The organism is Cypionkella sp. (assembly GCF_036782355.1).
GTDB lineage: Bacteria > Pseudomonadota > Alphaproteobacteria > Rhodobacterales > Rhodobacteraceae > Cypionkella.
In genome coordinates, this window is the sequence record NZ_DAIPZF010000016.1 from 69,129 (window position 1) to 73,053 (window position 3,925).

The 3,925-nt window shown below is 53.7% G+C and carries 2 protein-coding genes and 1 pseudogene; 2 read left to right on the forward strand and 1 reads right to left on the reverse strand.

Annotated features, from left to right (window positions below; all coding sequences use genetic code 11):
- Both V7Q10_RS08230 and V7Q10_RS08235 read left to right on the forward strand, forming a co-directional pair.
- Positions 1-898, forward strand: an 898-nt coding sequence (locus V7Q10_RS08230; protein ID WP_333868594.1) for a site-specific DNA-methyltransferase, incomplete at its 5' end; no start/stop codon positions are given.
- A complete protein-coding gene (locus V7Q10_RS08235; protein WP_333868595.1) occupies positions 895-3,552 on the forward strand; it encodes a DEAD/DEAH box helicase in 2,658 nt (885 codons plus the stop codon). The genes V7Q10_RS08230 and V7Q10_RS08235, both read left to right, overlap by 4 nt.
- A 119-nt stretch (positions 3,553-3,671) precedes the next feature.
- On the opposite strand, the pseudogene V7Q10_RS08240 reads toward V7Q10_RS08235, so the two are convergent.
- Positions 3,672-3,801: pseudogene (locus V7Q10_RS08240) on the reverse strand (IS3 family transposase); the annotation flags it as partial.
- Positions 3,802-3,925 lie beyond the last annotated feature (124 nt).

Here is a 3,925-nt window from a genome sequence, read left to right on the forward strand (position 1 = left end):
GTACCCGATTACTACCCCGTCAGGCGTGGTATATCGGCCCCCCGAAGGTTCTTGCTGGAAAAATGTTGAAGCGAGTTTTCTCTCGCAAGTTGGCGAGGGTAGATTTTACTTTGGAAAAGATGGGAAAGGAGTTCCTAGACGGAAAAACTATCTGTCCGAAGCAAAGGGACTTCAGAGTTGGACTTGGTGGCCCCAAGATGAAGTGGGAAATACACAAGAGTCGAAAAAAGAAATAATTGGGTTGTTTGGCTCAGTAGATGCCTTTTCAACCCCCAAACCCGAACGCCTGATCGAACGCATCCTTCATATTGCCACCAACAAAGGCGACCTTGTCCTCGACAGCTTCCTTGGCTCTGGCACCACTGCTGCTGTGGCGCAGAAAATGGGGCGGCGGTTTATTGGCATTGAAATGGGCGATCATGCGGTGACGCATTGCCAACCCCGCCTAAGCAAGGTGGTCGATGGCGAACAGGGCGGAATCTCGAAAGCGCAGAATTGGCAGGGTGGCGGTGGGTTTCGATTCTATCGCCTTGGCGCTGCGGTGTTTGATGAAACCGGCGGTTTGCAGCCTGACATCCGCTTTGCCACCCTTGCGGCCCATATCTGGTTTTCTGAAATGGCAGCACCTTGGAATGCCCCCCAAGACCTAACCCCCTTTCTTGGCGCATCAGGCGGGCGGGGCATCGCTTTGCTGTATAACGGCATTTTGGGCGACAAATCGCTAAGCGGTGGCAATGTTTTGAACCTGCAAACCCTGCGCGTGATTCGTGCGGCGGCGGGTGACTATACTGGCGCCTTGATCGTTTACGGCGAACGCACGCTGCTATCGCCTGCCACGCTGGAGGCCGAGGGGCTGACGTTCAAGCAAACCCCGTATGATGTAAGGGCGCGCAAATGAAGCTGAAAAAGTATCAAGAGCTGACGATTGAAACCCTGTCGCGGTTTTTCCAAGAGGCGCGGGTGCATCAGCCAGCACAGGCTTTTAACGCCCTTACAAACGAGCCGGAACAGGCCAAGCGCCTGCATGGGCGCGGCGGGAAGTATAAGGCCGTGGCGGGGCTGGACGGGGTTCCTTATGTCTGTTTGCGTCTGCCTACGGGGGGTGGCAAAACTTTGCTGGCCGCCCATGCCATTGCGATTGCGCGGGATCATTGGCTGGAGCGGGATTATCCCGCTGTGGTCTGGCTGGTGCCGTCTGACATGATCAGGCGTCAAACGGTGGATGCCCTGAAGGATGCGCGCCACCCCTATCGCAGCACCTTGGATGATGCCTTTGAAGGCCGCGTTCGGGTGTTCGATATGGCAGATTTCACCCAAGTCTCGCCCCAAGACTTGCGCGCCAACCTGTGCATCTTTGTTGGCACGATCCAGACGCTGAAGGTGGATAAGACCGATGGTCGCAAGGTTTATGCCCATAATGAGATGATGGAGCCGCATTTCAGCGCAGTCTCGCCCAATACGCGTGGCTTGGAACGCAATGACGATGGGCCAATGAAGGGCGATATACGTTTTTCCTTTGCCAATCTTTTGTATCTGCATAACCCCCTTGTGATCGTAGATGAGGCGCATCAGGCGGTGACGGGTCTAGCCCATGAAATGCAAAGGCGGCTGAATCCCAGTGCAATCGTGGAGTTTACGGCAACACCAAAGGGGCGGTCGAACATTCTGCACAGCGTGACGGCGCAAGAGTTGAAAGACGAGCAGATGATCAAGATGCCTGTGGTGCTGGAAGAGCATGACAGTTGGCAATCGGCGGTCAATGGGGCGTTGCTGAAGCGGACGGAGTTGGAAGACATCGCCAAGAGGGATCGCGAGGCCTATATTCGACCGATCATTCTGTTTCAGGCCCAGAACAAGGATCAGGATGTCACCGTTGAGGTGCTGCGTGATCATTTGGTAACGGTTAAAGGCATACCGTCGAGCAGCATCGCTGTCGTGACTGGCAGTCAGCGCGAATTGAACGGGATTGATCTGAAAGACCCTGCCTGTGAGATTGACTATGTGATCACTGTGCAAGCCCTGAAAGAGGGATGGGATTGTTCCTTTGCCTATGTGTTCTGTTCGGTTGCCAATATCAGTTCATCGGGGGATGCCGAACAGTTGTTGGGCCGTGTGCTGCGTATGCCCTATGCGACCAAGCGCAGCGATCCTGCGTTGAACAAATCCTACGCCTGTCTCAATTCGCCCCGCTTTCAGGATGCGGTAAAGGGGCTGGTTGATAAGCTGGTTGCCATGGGATTCGAGGAAGAGGAAGTTCAATCTAATATCGAACACGCTTCGCCAAACATGTTGGATGATTTCTTTGGACGCCAGTCGCGCCAAAAACCTAGTTTTGATGTTCATGTGGATGCGCCTGTCGTGGATTTGAAGGGCATGGAAACCGTTGCGCCATATAAGATTAAGGTAGGGCCAGACGAAAACGGGAAGGCCAAGATCACTGTCACCGACTATCCCACCCCGCAAGAGGAAGAGCGGATCTTTGCGGTGATGCCAGCCAAGCATCATGGCGAATTCCGTGAGGCATTGGAGAAATATAAAACCGCAAACTACGAGAGCGCCTCCCCCGCCCAGCGCGGGGAAACTTTTGTCGCGCCTCGACTGATGGCGAAGGTTCAAGGCGAGTTCATTTTTGCGGAAAATGAACGATTTATGAACTATCATGATTGGTCGCTGCATCAACATTCCCACCAACTTTCACTGGCAGAGTTTTCAGTGCAGCAAGTGGCCGATACCTTCGAGATCGACCTAGATGGTGATAGGTTGACGGTCGCCTACCAGGATCAAACCGACAGCATGGCAATAGGTCACGCGGTTGATGGTTGGACAGAGCAAGGACTTGTCAATTGGTTGGATGGCAAGGTGCGCGACAAATATATTGGCCAAGGCGAATTGATCCGATGGTTGGGTGATGTGGTTTCGTTTCTGATACGGGACCGTGGTATCCCGCTTTCGTCACTCATGGTTTGTCAGTTTGTGCTGGCAAGATGCGTTCAGCGAAAGCTGGCGGCAATCTATGAGACGGAAAGCCAAAAGGTTTATCAACTTAACCTATTCGCCCCAGAGGCCAGCCCAGAAGTTAGTTTTGAAAGCGGGTTTAGGTTTGAAGAGGGGATGTTTGCTGGTGTTCGGCTTTATCGCGGTCGCCACAGGTTCAATAGGCATTTCACGGGCAATAACCAAGTGCCTGCCTTTGATGGTAAAGGCGAGGATGGTGGTGACGGTGAAGAATTCAAATGCGCAATGATTTTGGACAGCCTTGACCCTGTAAAGCACTGGATCAGAAATGTGGCGCAACACCCGAACGCCTTCAGCCTTCCCAGAGCGAAAGGTCGTCACTATCCCGACTTTGTGGCAGAGCTGAAGGATGGGCGCATCTTGGCGGTCGAATACAAAGGCGATCACTTAAAGGCAACGCCAGAGGCCATTGAAGGCCTTGCCATAGGCCAACTGTGGCAGCGTCAATCAAACGGTACAGCGATCTATTCCCGCGTCGAGAAAGAACTGGAAGGTTTGGATATGCGAGGGCAGATTTTGCGTGCAATTGGAAGCTAGAACATTCCTAATTGAGATCACTACTGTCGCACCTCCCCTGTTGGGGGGGCTGGGACCCGACAGGAAACAGCATCATCCCCAGTAGCCTTCCAGTATTTCTCGCAATCCTTTTCGGCAGCTTCGATGCCTACCTTTGCCAATAGCTCGGTTGCGAATGGACATGTGTTGCCCGCCGCGATCCCTGTGATGAATAAGCCCGCCTTGATAGGTTAGACGGCGGGCATAAAGCGCTTGCCCAAGTGCATCCATTGCCCGGCAGCGGTTTGCCGTCAAACCGCGAGAATGGCCTGCGCAAAATAAGCTGACGCCTTGCGCAGGATCTCATTCGCCTGCCGAAGCCGACGCACCTCGCGCTCCAACTCTTTGATCCGCT

Excerpts from the sequence above, each read along its gene's own strand:
- V7Q10_RS08235 (WP_333868595.1), top strand. The coding sequence starts at position 895 with ATGAAGCTGAAAAAGTATCAAGAGCTGACGATTGAAACCCTGTCGCGG.